This is a genomic window from Pseudarthrobacter sp. C4D7 (assembly GCF_013359725.1).
GTDB lineage: Bacteria > Actinomycetota > Actinomycetes > Actinomycetales > Micrococcaceae > Arthrobacter.
In genome coordinates, this window is the sequence record NZ_JABFMW010000027.1 from 37653 (window position 1) to 51284 (window position 13632).

13 protein-coding genes are annotated in these 13632 nt (G+C 65.6%); 10 read left to right on the top strand and 3 right to left on the bottom strand.

The window, feature by feature from the left end; translation table 11 throughout:
• The first annotated feature begins 91 nt into the window (after positions 1–91).
• From HNO81_RS16315 to HNO81_RS16330, 4 genes are read left to right on the top strand one after another with little or no spacing between them, the layout of a single operon-like run.
• Entirely contained in the window at positions 92–1366 is a 1275-nt protein-coding gene (locus tag HNO81_RS16315; RefSeq protein WP_175319157.1) for an ABC transporter substrate-binding protein, read from the top strand.
• Between the two features lie 4 nt (positions 1367–1370).
• Entirely contained in the window at positions 1371–2315 is a 945-nt protein-coding gene (locus HNO81_RS16320) for a carbohydrate ABC transporter permease (RefSeq protein WP_371818289.1), read from the top strand.
• 3 nt (positions 2316–2318) lie between these two features.
• Entirely contained in the window at positions 2319–3254 is a 936-nt protein-coding gene (locus HNO81_RS16325; protein ID WP_175319158.1) for a carbohydrate ABC transporter permease, read from the top strand.
• A gap of 55 nt (positions 3255–3309) precedes the next feature.
• On the top strand, positions 3310–5022 hold the full coding sequence (locus HNO81_RS16330) for a hypothetical protein (protein ID WP_371818290.1): 1713 nt from the start codon (positions 3310–3312) through the stop codon (positions 5020–5022).
• Between the two features lie 3 nt (positions 5023–5025).
• Here the strand turns inward: HNO81_RS16330 and HNO81_RS16335 are convergent, their stop codons facing one another.
• Positions 5026–5787: a CPBP family intramembrane glutamic endopeptidase gene (locus HNO81_RS16335; RefSeq protein WP_175319160.1), complete on the bottom strand. Its 762-nt coding sequence runs from the start codon at positions 5785–5787 to the stop codon at positions 5026–5028.
• Positions 5788–5994: 207 nt separating this feature from the next.
• Between HNO81_RS16335 and HNO81_RS16340 the strand changes: the two genes are divergently transcribed.
• On the top strand, positions 5995–7455 hold the full coding sequence (locus HNO81_RS16340; RefSeq protein ID WP_175319161.1) for an amino acid permease: 1461 nt from the start codon (positions 5995–5997) through the stop codon (positions 7453–7455).
• 86 nt (positions 7456–7541) lie between these two features.
• Here HNO81_RS16340 and HNO81_RS16345 read toward each other — a convergent pair whose 3' ends face one another.
• Complete coding sequence (locus tag HNO81_RS16345) at positions 7542–8279, bottom strand: dienelactone hydrolase family protein (RefSeq protein ID WP_175319162.1); 738 nt, start codon at positions 8277–8279, stop codon at positions 7542–7544.
• Positions 8280–8397: 118 nt separating this feature from the next.
• Here HNO81_RS16345 and HNO81_RS16350 point away from each other — a divergent pair, with 118 nt between their 5' ends.
• Complete coding sequence (locus tag HNO81_RS16350; RefSeq protein ID WP_371818291.1) at positions 8398–9453, top strand: DNA polymerase IV; 1056 nt, start codon at positions 8398–8400, stop codon at positions 9451–9453.
• A gap of 95 nt (positions 9454–9548) precedes the next feature.
• On the opposite strand, the gene HNO81_RS16355 is transcribed toward HNO81_RS16350, so the two are convergent.
• Positions 9549–9725, bottom strand: coding sequence for a CsbD family protein (locus HNO81_RS16355; RefSeq protein WP_175319164.1), 177 nt, complete (start codon positions 9723–9725; stop codon positions 9549–9551).
• 122 nt (positions 9726–9847) lie between these two features.
• Here HNO81_RS16355 and HNO81_RS16360 point away from each other — a divergent pair, with 122 nt between their 5' ends.
• The 4 genes from HNO81_RS16360 (at position 9848) to HNO81_RS16375 (ending at position 13549) form a co-directional block, all read left to right on the top strand.
• A complete protein-coding gene (locus HNO81_RS16360) occupies positions 9848–10522 on the top strand; it encodes a pentapeptide repeat-containing protein (RefSeq protein ID WP_175319165.1) in 675 nt (224 codons plus the stop codon).
• Between the two features lie 118 nt (positions 10523–10640).
• Positions 10641–11867 carry a thiolase family protein gene (locus tag HNO81_RS16365; protein WP_175319166.1) on the top strand — a complete coding sequence of 409 codons (1227 nt, stop codon included), beginning with the start codon at positions 10641–10643 and terminating at the stop codon, positions 11865–11867.
• Positions 11867–12673, top strand: a complete 807-nt coding sequence (locus HNO81_RS16370) for an enoyl-CoA hydratase/isomerase family protein (protein WP_175319167.1) — start codon at positions 11867–11869, stop codon at positions 12671–12673. The genes HNO81_RS16365 and HNO81_RS16370 overlap by 1 nt, the downstream gene beginning before the upstream one ends.
• A 3-nt stretch (positions 12674–12676) precedes the next feature.
• Positions 12677–13549 carry a 3-hydroxyacyl-CoA dehydrogenase family protein gene (locus tag HNO81_RS16375; protein WP_175319168.1) on the top strand — a complete coding sequence of 291 codons (873 nt, stop codon included), beginning with the start codon at positions 12677–12679 and terminating at the stop codon, positions 13547–13549.
• Positions 13550–13632 lie beyond the last annotated feature (83 nt).

Below are 13632 nucleotides of genomic sequence, written 5' to 3' on the forward strand. Positions count from 1 at the left end.
CAAAAGTATTCTTGACAATATGTCATGACATAGGTCACAGTTTTCTCCGGAAAGGGTTTTCCCTCCGTTCAGCGAGAGACAGGACAGACCATTGTCAGAGAAGACAAGAATCTCCAGCATCACCCGTCGCCAGTTCGGGCTCACGGCCTTCGGCCTGTCAGCCCTGGCGGCCGGCCTCACCGCCTGCGGCGGGGGAGGAGGGAGCTCGTCCGGCGGCGACGCCAAGACCCTGCAGCTTATCCTGTCCGGCGACACCAACCAGGGCGGCGCCTTCGCCGCCGCAGCCAAGAAGTACAAGGAAGCAACCGGCGTCACCATCGAAGTGGTGGACGTTCCCACCGCTGACATCACCACCAAGCTGAAGAACGCAGCCACGGCGAACGACCTTCCCGCCTTGGCCCGGGTCACCGGCCTTGACCCGCTCTGGGTGAACCAGCTCCAAGACCTTTCGGACATCGCCAAGAACCACGGCATCGATGGGAAGTACCTCCAGGAGTCCCCGGACGGCATCATCCCCGCCATCCCGTCGGACCTGACGGCGGTGGGCCTCTTCGTGAACAAGAGCCTCTTCGACAAGGCGGGCGTGAAGTATCCCACCGCCGTGGAAAACACCTGGACCTGGGACGAATTCGTCGCAGTCGTCACCCAGGTGCGCGAGAAGGCAGGGGCAAAGTACGGCGTCGTCATGGACCGCTCCGGCCACCGGCTCCGCGCCATGATGTACGAATTCGGCAGCACCGCCTTTGCCAAGGAGAACGGCAAGTACGCCGGGGACAGCAAGGCCGTCGAAACGCTGGAGTACTTCAAGAAGATCAACGACGACCAGACCATGCCCAAGTCCGTCTGGCTCAGCGGCGAGGACGGCAACGCCATGTTCAAGAGCGGCCAGGTTGCCGCGTACTACTCCGGCAGCTGGCAGGTGGCGGACTTCAACAAGAACATCAAGGACTTCGAGTGGCTGTCCGTGCCGCTGCCGAAGAAGGAAGTCAATGCCACCAACCTCGGCGGCGGCTTCATGGTGGCCTTCAAGGACACGGGCGCGGACGAGGAAGCCAAGAAGTTCATCGACTGGTTCTACGAGGACGCCAACTACATCGAGTTCGCGCAGCTGGGCGGCTACCTTCCGGCCAAGGACCTCAAGGTCGACTACCAGTTCCAGCAGCCCTCCTTTGAGCTGTACCAGAAGCAGATCGCCGAAAACGACGCCAAGGGAGACAACGCCATCAAGCGGGTGGTGGCCGAGGCCTACGCCGAGACCCCGTTCTCCGGCGACCCGCTCCGCGAGGAGACCGTCAAGATGCTCTCAGGCAGCCAGGACGCCAAGACCACGGTGGACAACATCGTGAAGCTCTACAACGGAGCCTGATCCCGTGGCACAGCCAACCATCAGCACGGTCGCGCCGCCGGAATCCCCGGCGCCGCGGCCCGCCGCCGGCAAGGCCGCGCTGAAACGCCGGAACCGCTACGTCATCGCGCCGCTGGTCCTGATCGGCGTCAACGTGGTCCTCTTCCTGGTCTTCTTCGTCTGGCCCGGCGCGCTGGGCCTGTTGTATTCCTTCACGGACTACCGCGGAATCGGCAAGCTGCATTTCATCGGATTCGCCAACTTCCAGAAGCTCTTTGCCGATGCAGGCTTCTACGCCGCATTGGGCCGGACCTTCACCTACACCGTCCTGTCGGTGCCGCTGGTGTACGTCTGCTCCCTGGGAGTCGCCGCGCTGCTGGTCAGCAAGGCGGTCCGCGGCCGTACGGCGGCCAAGATGGTGATCTTCCTGCCGTGGCTGATCTCCCCGATCGTTGTCGGCGTCATTTGGAAGTGGCTGTTCGGCCAGGACTTCGGGTTCGTCAACTTTGTCATCTCCACCCTCGGCGGGCACCCCCTGCCGTGGTCCAGCGATGGAAACCTTGCTCTGGCGGTGGTCATCTTCGCCTCGGCATGGGGCGGTACGGCCTTCAATATGCTGCTGTTCATCGCCGCGCTGAAGAACATTCCGGAGTCCCTGCTGGAGGCGGCGGAACTGGATGGCGCCAACGCCTGGCAGCGCTTCCGGCACGTCACCCTCCCGGGGATCGCGCCGACGTCGTTCATGGTCATCCTGCTGTCCACCATCCACGCCATGAAGGAATTCGCCATGATACAGGCACTCACCGGAGGCGGCCCTGGAACCCAGAACACCCTGATCGTGCAGTACATCTACAAGACCGGGTTCGAACAGTCGAAGGTGGGCTACGCGAGTGCGGCGTCCATGGTGCTGATGGTGGTCCTGCTGGCCATCGCCCTCATCCAGCTGCGGTTCAACCGGAAGAAGGGCTGACCCATGGCAACAGCTGCCAACATGCCTCCCGCGGTGGCGGAGGAAGCCGCCCTGGGAACCGAACGTGCCGGTGCACCGCAGCGGAAGCGGGGCGCGAAGAACCAGCGCGGCAACCGCGAGGCCCGCGCCAAGGCCTCCGTTCCGCTGACCGCCCTGACCTGGCTCATTGCGGCCATCTATGCCGTGCCCCTGCTCTGGTTCCTGCTCAGCTCCTTCAAGCCGGGCAGTGAACTGTTCAGTTACCCGTTGTCCATGATTCCGCGGGAGTGGACTTTCCAGGGCTTCGTGGATGCCTGGGAACGGGTGGACTTCGCCCAGTACTTCCTGAACACGGCCACTGTGTCCATCGTGACCACCGCGCTGACGGTGTTCTTCAGTGCCTGCACCGGCTACGCGCTGGCCAAGTACAATAACAAGGGAACCAGGCTGTTCTTCATCTGCATCCTGGCCACCACCATGCTTCCCACCGAAGTGATCCTGAACCCGACGTTCTCGGTGATCCGTGACCTGGGGCTGTACAACTCGCTGGCCGGCATCATTGTGCCGTCCGTCCTGACGGCCACCGGCGTGTTCATGTTCCGCCAGTTCTTCCTCACGGTCCCGGACGACCTGCTGCACTCCGCCAGGATCGACGGCGCGGGCGAACTGGCCATCTTCTTCCGGATCATGCTGCCGCTGTCCAGGCCCATCCTGTTCACGCTGGCGATCTTTTCATTCCAATGGCGCTGGAACGACTACATCTGGCCCTTGATCGTGCTGAACGATCCCAAGTGGTACACCCTGCAGGTGGCACTGCGCAGCATCGTGGGTGCGGAAAACATTGACTGGCCAGTCCTTTTGGGCGCGTCCGTCATTTCCCTCCTGCCCCTGGTCCTGGTGTTCCTGGTGTTCCAGAAGTACGTACTCAACGCGGACGTCAGCGCGGGCCTGAAGGACTAGGACGGTTCCGCCCCGGCAGAACCCAGGAAAGGCAGCAACATTGCAGACAGCAACAGTGGATACAGTCTTCATCGAACAGGTGGCGGGGGCGGCTGACCGGCACGTGGCGGAGTTCCTGGCCACGCGCGACGACGACGTCCCGGCCCTTGCGCACCGGCCCGCCATGGCAATGCTGCTGGATCTGGTGACGGTCTACACGGCGCCGGGCTCCGGATTCCACCGGCAGGAACACCTGCGCGGGGCGATGGACCGCTGCCTGGACCGGCTGGAGGCACTGCAGGGGCCCACCGGCCTCTTCGACGGCACGAATCTGTGCTCGCCGCCGGACTCGGCCTTCACCCTGAACGACGTCTGCCTGGCGCTGCGGCTCATCCGTGGCCTGGCGGCACCGGACCCCGTCCTGGACCCGGTGGACCGCCGGCTGGCAGCCATCGTGGACCGGTCCGCTGATGCCATGGTGGCCGGGGGAGTGCATACCCCCAACCACCGCTGGGAGCTTTGTGCCGCCTTGGCCCAGATGAACATGCTGCAGCCGCGGCAGGACATCCTGGACCGCATGGAGCAGTGGCTGGCCGAAGGCATTGACCAGCTGGCGGACGGCATGTACTCGGAGCGGAGCCCGCTGTATGCCACGGCGGTCACCAATCCCTCCCTGCTGACCATCGCGGACGCCGCAGGCCGGCATGAGCTCTTGGACCATGTCCGGCGCAACCTCACGGCGTTCCTGCCCTGGTTCAACGCGGACGGCACCGTGGAATCCGTGTTTTCCCGGCGGCAGGACCAATGGATGAGCTTCGGGGCAGCCCCGTTCCTCCACGGCTACCGCCGCCTGGCGGTCCAGGACGGGCGCGGGGACTTCGCTGCCGCGGCCACGTGGCTGGGCACGCTTCCGCTGCATGAACCGGCGAAGCTGCTGGCGCTCACCAGGCTGGACCCTTGGCTTGGCATGGCACTTCCCGCCGTGCCGCCGCCGGACGGGGCAGCGTCCCTGCCCTTGCCCCTCGTCCCGGCTGACGCGGCCCTGGAAAGCTGCGGGGCCTACCGTTTCCGCCGTGGCGGCGCGGTTGCCACCGTGTTCGGCGGCTGCGACCCGCTGGAACCTGGCGTAGGATCCGGCCTGGCCACCAACCCCACCTTCCTGCGGTTCCGCCACGGTTCGGCAGAACTCTCCCATGTGCGCCTGTCCCGGAGCTTCTTCGACCTTGGCCCCTTCCGCAGCCAGCACACTGTCCGCCACGGTTCCTCGGTGGTCCTTTCGGAGGAGCTGACGGCGAACTTTTACCAGCCGCTGCCGGCCGGAAAGCTGCGTGCCGACGGCATATACCCGCTGGAGCATGAAGGCAGGTTCAGCGCCGGGATGGAGTTCAGCGCCCGGCCGAAGGACGTCCACCGGCTGGCCACGCAGATGACGGTGGAGGCCGGGGAAGGTGAGATCGGGCTGGACATCGGATTCCAGGGCACCAGGACCGCCTTTGCCCTGGAACTGACGTTTGCCCCGGGCGGAGAACTGGGCGGCGTGCAGCCGGGCGCCGTGCCGGGAACCTTCCAGCTGGTGTCCGGAACCGGCACCTACAGCGTGGACGGGGACGTCATTGAATTCGGGCCCGGGCTGGCGGCCGACGCCGACGCGCCGGCCGCCTACAACCCCGGCGAAAGCTACCGGTACCTGGCAGGCACCAACGCTTCAGCGGGCCTCAAGGTCTACATCGCCGGCTGGACCGAAGGCAGCCAGCAGTTCACGTTCCGGGGTTACACGCGGCCGGAGTGAGCGCTACGCCTGGACATTCTGCATCTGGTCGAAGAGCTCCGGCGGGATGGCGTAGACCAGGATCACTGCCAGGAGGTTCTTGGCCGCGTGCACGAAGTAGGAGAACATCACGTTCTTCCCGGTCCACATGTAGACGAACACCAGGGTGGCGCCCATGGCCAGGTAGGGCAGCAGTGCCGTGAGGGTGAGCGCTTCCTGGCCCACGATGTGCAGGGCAGCGAACAGCGCCACGGACAGGGCGCAGCAGATCCACACGTTCACGCGCCTGGACAACTTGCCGATGAGCAGGTGCCGGAAGATGTACTCCTCCACAAACGGGCCCACCACCACCAGCAAGGGCACCATGAGCCAGGCCGGGACCTGCTGCATGAGCGCCTGCAGGCCCGCCTGGTTCACGGACGTTTCAACCTGCCCGTTCGCCGCGACCACGACCGCGGTCAGGATCATCATCGCGATCACGGCTGCCGGCACCATCAGCAGGGTGAACCAGGGCCGGGTCGCGAGCACTTTGAGGTCCCGGACCACCACTTTGCGGGCTGCCAGGAAGGCGAGTATCCCCACCGAGGCATAGAACAGCAGGTTCACGGCGTAGGAGGCGGCAGCCGGGGACGGGGCCACCTGCCGCAGCAACGGGGCCAGCACGTCGCCGGCCACCGCGAAGAACCCGGCGATGGCGACATAGAGGCACAGTGCGGCCAGGTCCAGGCGGGAGAAGCGGTACAGCTGGGGCTGGTGGGCGGGCGGTAAGCGGTGGGCTGTTGCCATGGCCCCAGCCTATCGCCGGGCGGTGCGGTGTAGTGCGCGTCACGTACCACTCCGGGCGGTCTTGTAAGATGGTCAGGTCGCGTGAAGCTTCGGCAGTTCGGCTGATTCACCCTCACAACGGCTGGTCTTTGGCCTAAAGCCCGAATTTTGTGAGCTTGATCATACGAAGACCGGATGCGGCCAACCCCCAACCCACAAGGAACAGTTGTGCCTCAAAGTACCCCCACAGACCTCAAGAACAGCACGGCGGCAACCTCCGCCGTCGATTCATCCCTCAGCGACGAGGGCTACAGCAAGACCCTGGGCCGACGCCACGTCACCATGATCGCCATGGGCGGCGCCATCGGCGTCGGCCTCTTCATGGGCGCCGGCGGCCGCCTCGCCTCCACCGGTCCCGCCCTGATCCTCTCCTACGCCATTGCCGGCGTCATCGCCTACCTGCTCATGCGGGCCCTGGGCGAACTCATCATGTACCGCCAGACGTCCGGCTCCTTCGTCAGCTACGCCGGTGAGATGTTCGGCAAGAAGGGTGCGTTCCTCTCCGGCTGGATGTACTTCATCAACTGGGCCATGACCGGCATCGCCGAACTCATCGCGATCGGCCTCTACTTCCAGTTCTTCTTCCCCAACGTTCCCGTGGAACTGTCCGCCATCGCAGCGCTGGTGCTGCTGGTTGCCGTGAACCTGTTCAGCGTCAAGGCGTTCGGTGAATTCGAATTCTGGGCTTCCTGCCTGAAGGTCGCCGCAATCCTGATCTTCCTGGCCGTGGGCACCTTCATGGTGGTCACCAACGCCAAGGTGGGTGACGGCCACGCATCCGTCAACAACCTCTTCGCGGCCGACGGCGGCATGTTCCCCAAGGGCGCCCTGGTCATGATCCTGGTCCTGAACGCCGTGATCTTTGCCTACAACGCCATCGAACTGGTCGGCATCACCGCCGGCGAGATGCAGAATCCGGAACGCGAAGTGCCCAAGGCGATCCGCGCCGTCGTGGTCCGCATCGTGGTGTTCTACGTCGGTTCCGTGACCCTGCTCGCCATGCTGCTGCCCTCGGACCAGTACAAGGCCGGCACCTCCCCGTTCGTCACTGTCTTCGGCCAGATGGGCCTGGGCTGGATGGGCGATGTCATGAACATGATCGTCATCACCGCAGCCCTGTCCTCCTGCAATTCGGGCCTCTACTCGATCGGCCGGATCTTCCGCACCATGGCCAACAACGGCCACGCCCCGCAGTGGCTGACCCGCATGTCCACCCGCCGTGTGCCGTACGCGGCCATCCTGGCCATCGGCGCCGTGTACCTGGTGGGCATCCTCCTGAACATCTGGCTGGGCGGCTCGCACGCCTTCGACCTGGCGCTGAACACCGCCTCCATTGGCGTGATCTTCACGTGGGGCTCCATCTTCGCCAGCCAGATCGCGCTGCGGAAGAAGAAGGGCACCGTCTCCAGCCTGCCCATGCCGGGCTCGCCGTGGACCAGCTGGGCCGGCCTCATCGCCCTGCTCGTCATCACCGTGCTCATCGGCTTCGACACCATGACCAGCAAAGACGGGGAAGTGTTCTACCTGGGCCTGTGGACGCTGGCCACCATTCCGTTCTTTGCCGTGGTCCTCTGGCTGGGCTGGCAGAAGGTCAAGAACAACCAGCCCAAGAGTGAGCTCTTCAGCTAGGGCTGACTGGACAACATACGACGGCGGGCCGTCCCCTTGGAGGGGCGGCCCGCCGTCGGCATTTCCCGGCAAGCACCGGGAACCGGTCAGTCCTTCAGGTACCTGGCGAAATGGTCCTCGATGCGCTGCCAGGCCTCCGGGGCGGACTCCGGGTGCGGTCCCACGCCCATGACCCGCATCAGCGGCCTGAGGAGAACAGGCCCCTGTTCCTCATCATTGAGGAAGGAGTGGCCCGCGCCGGGAAACTCCTTCACGGTGTGCTCAATGCCCAGCTTGTCCAGGGTTGTTTCAAGCCGGGCCGCGGCTCCCTTCAGGGACTTGTCCGCACCGCCGTAGTTGGCCACGATGGGGCAGGCGCCGCGCAGGGCATCGTCCAGGTCCTGCTGCTCCTTGCCCGGGAGCCGGCCGTAGTTGACGGCGGCGGCGTCGAACCCGTCCCGCGCCACCAGGAGCGCAAAGCCCCCGCCCATGCAGAAGCCAATCACCCCGGTCCTGCCGTTGCCCATTTCCGACTCCGCCAGCCAGCGGCGGGCCGTGGCGATGTCCGTGAAGGGCCGCCCCGTGCGGGCCGCCATGGCACGCATTGTCGCCACCAGGCAACGCCGCGCGCCGCCTTCGCTGTACAGGTCCACCGCCAGTGTGAGGTAGCCGGCCCTGGCCAGCCTGTCCGCGTGCCGCCGGGTCTGGTCATCGAGGCCGAACGCTTCATGGATCATCACCACGCCAGGGAACGGCCCCCGGCCTTCGGGCACGGCAAGGTAGCCATGCAGGGAAGGGGAACCGCCGGCAGCGGTGCTTGCGGCGCTCAGATCTACGTTCGTCATGGGCCAAGGCTAACCGGCCCGCCACGGGATGTGGCACCGTTTGGATTTCCGACGGCGGGCGGCGGGGTGGTGCGTGCGCCGCGGCCGGGGCAGACTGGGGCTTGTGGGAGAACCGTGGGTGCTGCATGTGGACCTGGACCAGTTCATCGCGGCCGTCGAGGTGCTGCGCCGGCCGGAGCTGGCCGGGAAGCCCGTGATCGTGGGCGGCCGGGGCGACCCGACGGAACGGGCCGTGGTGTCAACGGCGTCCTACGAGGCACGGGCCTTTGGTGTGGGCTCCGGCATGCCGCTGCGGATCGCCGCGCGGAAAGTGCCTGATGCCGTCATCCTTCCCGTGGATCACGAGGCGTACCTCGAAGCATCCGACCACGTGATGGCTGTCCTGCGCTCGCAGCCCGGAGCCACGGTGCAGGTCCTCGGCTGGGACGAAGCATTCGTGGGCATTAATTCGGCAGACCCGGAGGCTTTTGCCCGGCGGTTGCAGGAGGCCGTCCTGGCGGAAACCCGCCTGCACTGCAGCGTCGGCATCGGGGACACCCTGGTCCGCGCCAAGGTGGCGACGACGTTCGGCAAGCCCGCAGGCGTCTTCCGGCTCACGCAGGCCAATTGGCTTGAGGTCATGGGGGATCGGCCCACCATGGACCTTTGGGGTGTGGGAAAGGCGGTGTCCCGCCGCCTTACAGCCCTTGGCATCACCACCGTAGCCGAACTCGCCGCGGCCAACCCTGGGGACCTGGTCCCCGAATTCGGTCCCAAAATGGGGCCCTGGTACGCGCAGCTGGGGCGCGGTGACGGCTCCCGGATCGTCGATGACACGCCATGGGTGGCGCGGGGCCACAGCCGCGAGACCACCTTCCAGCAGGACCTGACGGAGCCGCGGCAGATTGACGACGCCGTCCGCGGGCTGGCCGCCCAGGTGATGGAGGATGTGGCTGCCGAGGGCAGGCCGGTGGTGGGACTGACGCTGAAAGTCCGCTACGCCCCGTTCACCACAAAGACCTATGCGCGGAAGATTCCCGAGACCTCTGATCCTGCAGCTGTGCTGGCCGGGCTGCTTGGCCTCGCGTCCAGGATGGAAGCCGGGAACGCCGTCAGGCTGCTCGGGGTGCGCGCCGAAATGACCATGCCCGAAGACTCCCGGAAGGGGCATACGCCCACCCGCAGCGGCTGGTAACCCCAGTGGACAGCGAAACGGCGGCAGATCCAGTGGATCCGCCGCCGTTTTGGGCTGTGGCAGCACGCCGTTCGCTGCGGCTGCCCCAGCAAGGACTAGTTGCGCTTGAACTCGTCCTTCACGCTTTCGCCCATCTTCTTGGCATCAGCCTTAACCTGGTCGGCCTGGCCTTCCGCCTTCAGGCGGTCGTTGTCGGTCGCGTTGCCTGCAGCTTCCTTGGCCTTGCCGCCAAGGTCCTCTGCCGCGTTACTGATCTTGTCTCCGAGGCCCATGATTCCGGCCTCCTTTCGCGTCGTTGATCAACCGTGCCCTTTCACCATAAACAAAGCATGCTTACCATTTCAAGTCTCCGGCTCAACGCCCTTTGCCGGCTCCCGGCATTAGGCTCGGGCTTATGGAAAAATCACGTGGCACGGCGGCGTCCAGGGTGGTCGCGCCGCGGCTTTCCGCCGTAAACCTCCAGGAGTTCGACGACCGGCAGGACCACGCGTTCCGCCGTGGAGAGCGGTACGACAACCTCCGGTTCAACCGTGCCGCCCTCGATGGCCTCGATCTGGGGGAGGCGGTGTTTGCCGAGTGCCGGTTCGATGCCCCGTCCTTCAATGAGGCGCAACTCCGCGGAGCCTCGTTCCGCGACTGCATCCTGGCCGAAGCGTACGCGCCGGTCTTCCAGGGGGCCCGCAGTACCTGGCGCGACGTCGAGTTCTCCAACCCGCGCCTGGGCTCCGCCGAATTGTATGAAAGCGGCTGGCAATCGGTCCGCATCGACGGCGGAAAGCTGGACTTCCTCAACCTGCGCGGGGCGAAACTCGCCGACGTGCTGATCAGCGGCTGCATCATCAACGAACTCGACCTGGGGGCAGCCACCGCAACACGGGTAAAGCTGGAGGACTGCACCATCGGGTCGCTGGACCTGGCGGGAGCCAGGTTGAAGGACGTAGACATCAGGGGTACGGAATTCCGCAGCATCAGCGGCCTGGGCAGCATGAGTGGACTCGTTGTCGATGAGTACCAATTGGGCCTCCTGGCGCCGCTGATTGCCGCGCACTTGGGCGTGCGGGTGCTGTAACCGGGTGCGCGGCAAGGACCTGCCGTGTACCATTTACAGAACGAACGGTCGGTAAGTGGATAATTCCCTTGCGCCGGCCGCCGATGACAGTGCTGTTTATCGCGTGAAGGGTGTTTCCATGGCTGCAACCGCAGGTCCGCAGGCTTTCCTTGTTGGTGGGGTCCGAACGCCCGTAGGCAGGTATGGGGGCGCGTTGTCCTCTGTCCGGCCCGATGATCTTGCGGCCTTGGTGGTCCGCGAAGCCGTGGAACGTGCAGGCCTGGACCCCGAGAGCATCGACGAAGTCATCCTGGGCAACGCCAACGGCGCGGGTGAGGAAAACCGGAACGTGGCCCGGATGGCCACCCTCCTGGCCGGACTGCCGCTGCACATCCCCGGAATCACGGTTAACCGGCTGTGCGCATCAGGCCTCAGTGCCATCATCCAGGCCAGCCACATGATCAAAGCCGGGGCCGCGGACATCGTCATCGCGGGCGGTGTGGAGTCCATGAGCCGCGCCCCCTGGGTGCAGGAAAAGCCCACCGCTGCGTTCGCCAAGCCGGGCCAGATCTTTGACACTTCCATTGGCTGGCGTTTCACCAATCCCCGGTTCCAGCATGGCGGGCTCTCCCGGGACGGCAAGATGACATACTCCATGCCGGAGACAGCCGAAGAGGTGGCCCGGGTGGACGGCATCTCCCGGGAGGAGGCTGACGCATTCGCCGTCCGTTCGCACCAGCTGGCACTGGATGCCATCGCGGCCGGCCGGTTCAAGGACGAAATCGTTCCCGTCACCGTCAAAACCCGCAAGTCGGAGACCGTGGTGGACACGGACGAGGGGCCGCGCGCCGGGACCAGCATGGACGTGCTCGCCCGCCTGAAGCCGGTGGCACACGGCGGTTCGGTCGTCACGGCCGGAAACTCCTCGTCCCTGAATGACGGCGCGTCCGCCATCATCATCGCCTCCGAAGCAGCCATCGAGCGGCTGGGACTGACGCCCCGCGCCCGCATCATCGACGGCGCCTCCGCCGGCTGCGAGCCGGAAATCATGGGCATCGGCCCCGTCCCGGCAACGCAGAAGGTGCTTAAGCGGAGCGGACTGAGCGTCGGTGACCTGTCCGCCGTCGAGCTCAATGAAGCCTTTGCCACGCAGTCCCTGGCCTCCATCCGCCGCCTGGGACTCGAGCCGGAGATTGTGAACCGCGACGGCGGCGCCATCGCCCTGGGGCACCCGCTCGGTTCCAGCGGGTCGCGAATTGCCATCACCCTGCTGGGACGGATGGAGCGCGAGGACGCAAAGATCGGCCTGGCCACCATGTGCGTGGGCGTCGGCCAGGGCACGGCGCTGCTCCTGGAGAAGATCTGATGGCCGCCGCAGTGGACCTAGCCAAGGAAAGCTTCTCCGCGCTCCTGGTGGAGGAGCGGGACGACCGGGTGGTGGTGCTGCTCAACCGGCCCCAGGTGAAGAACGCGATCGACCAGGTCATGGTGGACGAACTCCACACCGTCTGCGCAGCCCTGGAACAGAACCCCAAAGTACTGATCATTGCCGGGGTGGACGGGGTCTTCGCCTCCGGCGCCGATATTGCCCAGCTGCGCGAACGCCGGCGGGACGATGCCCTCCAGGGCATCAACTCCACCATCTTCGTGCGGATCGCCAAGCTGCCCATGCCGGTCATCGCAGCATTGGATGGCTACTGCCTGGGCGGTGGCGCGGAACTCGCCTACGCCGCGGACTTCCGCATCGGCACCCCCAACGTGCGGATCGGCAACCCGGAAACTGGACTGGGAATCCTGGCTGCAGCCGGTGCCAGTTGGCGGCTCAAGGAACTCGTGGGCGAACCGCTGGCCAAACAGATCCTGCTGGCCGGCCTGGTCCTCGGAGCCGACGAAGCCAAAGCGGCCAACCTGATCACCGAAATCCACGACCCCGCTGAGCTCCTGGACGCCGCCCACAGCCTGGCCAACAGGATCGGACGCCAGGACCCGCTGGCCGTCCGCATTACCAAGTCGGTGTTCCACGCCCCCGCGGAAGCCCATCCCCTGATCGACCAGCTTGCCCAGGGCATCCTCTTCGAATCGCAGGCCAAATTCGACCGCATGCAGGCGTTCCTGGACCGGAATGCAGCGAAGAAGGCCGCCGCCCCCGCACCCACCGCCGACGGAAAGTAGACCATGAGTACTTCATCAACAGCCCCGGGCCTTCCCACTTACGTCGGCGTCCTGGGTGGCGGCCGCATGGGCGCCGGGATTGCCCACGCGTTCCTGATCAAGGGCGCCCACGTGCTGGTGGTGGAGCGGGACGACGTCTCCGCCGAGGCCGCGCAGGAACGTGTCGAATCCGCGGCGCTGAAGAGCATCGAACGCGGGGCAGTGGATGCCAACTTCGAGGAACTGGTGACGCGCCTGACCGTCAGCACCGATTACAACGATTTCAAGGACCGCCAGCTGGTGGTGGAAGCGGTCCCCGAGGACTGGGACCTCAAAGTCACGGCACTGAGGGGAATCGAGGACCGGCTCGCGGAGGACGCCTTCATTGCGTCCAACACGTCCTCGCTGTCCGTCAACGGCCTGGCCCGTGAACTGAAGCGGCCGGAGAACTTCCTGGGCCTGCACTTCTTCAACCCCGTGCCCGCCTCCACCCTCATCGAGGTGGTGCTGGGTGAACGGACGTCTCCGCACCTGGCCGACGCGGCCAAAACCTGGGTGGAGGCACTCGGTAAGACCGCCGTCGTCGTCAACGATGCTCCGGGGTTCGCGTCCTCACGCCTGGGCGTGGCCATCGCGCTGGAAGCCATGCGGATGGTGGAGGAGGGGGTGGCCTCGGCAGAGGACATCGATAATGCCATGGTCCTTGGGTACAAGCACCCCACCGGGCCGCTCAAGACCACGGACATCGTGGGACTGGACGTCCGCCTGGGCATCGCCGAGTACTTGCACTCCACCCTTGGCGAACGGTTCGCGCCCCCGCAGATCCTCAAGGACAAAGTGGCCCGCGGGGAACTGGGGCGGAAAACCGGGAAGGGCTTCTTCGACTGGCCCAGCTAGGGCGTCAGGGGGTTGCGCTGTGCCGGGACTAGGGCGTGTCTCCTAAAGCTGTTAGCCAGATGCTGATTGCCCGGAGAACCGCT

Bases quoted from the DNA above. Each gene is read 5' to 3' on its own strand.
- HNO81_RS16375 (WP_175319168.1), top strand. From the start codon at position 12,677: ATGAGTACTTCATCAACAGCCCCGGGCCTTCCCACTTACGTCGGCGTC.
- HNO81_RS16345 (WP_175319162.1), bottom strand. From the start codon at position 8,279: ATGACGAACGTAGATCTGAGCGCCGCAAGCACCGCTGCCGGCGGTTCC.
- HNO81_RS16335 (WP_175319160.1), bottom strand. From the start codon at position 5,787: ATGGCAACAGCCCACCGCTTACCGCCCGCCCACCAGCCCCAGCTGTAC.
- HNO81_RS16365 (WP_175319166.1), top strand. From the start codon at position 10,641: ATGGCTGCAACCGCAGGTCCGCAGGCTTTCCTTGTTGGTGGGGTCCGA.
- HNO81_RS16355 (WP_175319164.1), bottom strand. From the start codon at position 9,725: ATGGGCCTCGGAGACAAGATCAGTAACGCGGCAGAGGACCTTGGCGGC.
- HNO81_RS16360 (WP_175319165.1), top strand. From the start codon at position 9,848: ATGGAAAAATCACGTGGCACGGCGGCGTCCAGGGTGGTCGCGCCGCGG.
- HNO81_RS16370 (WP_175319167.1), top strand. From the start codon at position 11,867: ATGGCCGCCGCAGTGGACCTAGCCAAGGAAAGCTTCTCCGCGCTCCTG.
- HNO81_RS16325 (WP_175319158.1), top strand. From the start codon at position 2,319: ATGGCAACAGCTGCCAACATGCCTCCCGCGGTGGCGGAGGAAGCCGCC.